Source organism: Streptomyces sp. NPDC127084, assembly GCF_042724175.1.
Classification (GTDB): domain Bacteria; phylum Actinomycetota; class Actinomycetes; order Streptomycetales; family Streptomycetaceae; genus Streptomyces.
This window is the reverse complement of record NZ_JBHXFA010000329.1, coordinates 1-2334: the sequence shown is the minus strand read 5'-3', so window position 1 is coordinate 2334 and position 2334 is coordinate 1. Positions and strand designations below refer to the sequence as shown.

Annotated in this window: 1 protein-coding gene and 1 pseudogene; both read left to right on the top strand. The window is 66.1% G+C overall.

What is annotated here, in order from left to right; translation table 11 throughout:
• Positions 1-177: 177 nt before the first annotated feature.
• Positions 178-1298: pseudogene (locus ACFWI9_RS33885) on the top strand (IS630 family transposase).
• Between the two features lie 54 nt (positions 1299-1352).
• Positions 1353-2186: a S1 RNA-binding domain-containing protein gene (locus ACFWI9_RS33880; protein WP_387169049.1), complete on the top strand. Its 834-nt coding sequence runs from the start codon at positions 1353-1355 to the stop codon at positions 2184-2186.
• The last annotated feature ends 148 nt before the right edge of the window (positions 2187-2334 follow it).

The following is a 2334-nucleotide window of genomic DNA, read 5'->3' as shown; positions in this document are numbered from 1 at the left end:
CCGAGAGCTACCTCGCCGGCCTCCACCTCCGCGCGTCGATGATCTGGATCAAGAAGCTCACCACCTCTTGATCACGACCAAATACGCTCCCTAGTGCTGTGACCGCATAGGTTCACCGGGTTGGTGGTTGTGGCGGTTGGATGTGGGGTGACGTCCGATCCGACCGCTGGAGGCGCGGTGGCCGAGCCTGTCCGTGTGCGCAGACTGACCGACCAGGAGGGCCAGAAGCTGCAGCAGATCGTGCGCCGTGGCAGTACGAGCTCGGTGCGCTACCGGCGCGCGATGATGCTGCTGGCCTCGGTCGGCGGGAACCGGGTGACGGTGATCGCCCAGCTGGTGCAGGCCGATGAGGACACCGTCCGGGATGTGATCCACCGGTTCAACGAGATCGGCCTGGCCTGTCTGGACCCTCAGTGGGCGGGAGGCCGTCCCCGCCTGCTCAGTCCTGACGACGAGGACTTCGTCGTTCAGACGGCCATCACCCGACCGACCAAGCTCGGCCAGCCCTTCACCCGCTGGTCCATCCGCAAACTCGCCGCCTACTTGCGGAAAGTCCACGGGCGGGTCATCCGGATCGGTCGCAGGCGTTACGGTGCCTGCTCGCCCGCCGCGGCGTCACCTTTCAGCGCACCAAGACGTGGAAGGAGTCCCCGGACCCCGACCGCGAGACGAAGCTGGACCGGATCGAGGAGGTCCTGGACCGGTTCCCAGACCGGGTCTTCGCCTTCGACGAGTTCGGACCGCTCGGCATCCGCCCCACCAGCGGTGCGGGCTGGGCCCTCGCCGGTCACCCCGAGCGGCACCCGGCGACTTACCACCGCACCCACGGGGTGCGGTACTTCCACGGCTGCTACTCGGTCGGTGACGATATTCTGTGGGGCGTCAACCGGCGCAAGAAGGGCGCCGCGAATACTCTGGCCGCGCTGAGGTCGATCCGGACGGCTCGCCCGGACGGCGCGCCCATCTACGTGATCCTGGACAATCTGTCCGCCCACAAGAGCGAGACGATCCGCAGCTGGGCGAGGAAGAACCGCGTCGAGCTCTGCTTCACCCCGACCTACGCGTCCTGGGCGAACCCGATCGAGGCCCACTTCGGGCCGCTGCGGCAGTTCACCTTCGCCAACTCCCACCACTCCAACCACATCGTGCAGACCCGGGCCCTGCACGCATACCTCCAGTGGCGCAACGCCAACGCCCGCCACCGGGACATCCTGGCTGCCGAACGTCGTGAGCGCGCCCGGGTCCGCAGCGAGAAAGGCATCCGCTGGGGCGGACGTCCCCTCAAAGTCGCAGCCTGACTGCACCATCGCCGAGCCCGCGGACGGCGCGATCTCCATGAGAGGCTGGACGGCATGGGGTCAGCGTCGGGCGATCAGGATTCTCGGGAGTTCCTGGCAGGAATCTGCATTGGCGACATCTGCAGCGGGACTGTCGCAGAGGTCACAAGGTCTCAGGGGGTGACGGTCACCCTGGACGGATTCTCCGCACACCCGCTGGGGACCATCTGGCCTTTGGACGTCTCCTGGAGTTGGAATCAGTCGGCGGCCATGAAGGTCGGCCAGCGGATCACCGCCGAGGTGATCGCCATTGATCTGGATGAGGGTCACGCCCGGCTGGCCATGACCGCCACAGAGAACCCGGAGCTGTGGGCGTTCCTGAAATCACGTCATCGCGGGGAGATCCTTTCCGGCACAATCGCCGCCATCGAACGGTTCGGGGTGTTTGTGGCGCTGGACGACGGCCCCGACCATCCGGTCTTCCCCGGCGTCGGGTTCATCACGATCCCCGAACTGTCCTGGCGACACATCGAAGCAGTTTCGGACGTCGTCCACGTCGGTCAGCGCGTCTCGTGCGAGTTCCTCCAGTTCGATACCTGGAACGGAGAGGCCAGGTTGTCCCTGAGGGCGACACAGCCGGACCCCTTCCAGGCATTCGCCGACAGCGTCGCGGTTGGCCAAACGCTGCAGGGACAGGTCACCAAACTGATCCCGTTCGGCGTCTTCGTCCAGGTCGCCGACGGCATTGAGGGACTGGTCCATCTTCAAGAGCTCACCTCGACGCCCGTGGCAACCCCACAGGACGTCGTTGAGGCCGGCGACGAGGTGACCGTCGTCGTCATGGACGTCGACCGAGAGCGGCGCAGGCTGACCCTCTCCCGACGGCAGGTTGCGCCTGACTCTCGGTGACACCTGCACGTCACCGTCACAAGGGTTCTTCTTGTCTGCGTACAAGTGATCGCGGCCCTGGCAAGATTTTCGTGAAGCGGGGGTGTGCCACCGTGCGCCGGTGACGCTCCGTCACGGGTAGCGGGACCTTCGGTGAGTGTGTGATGAC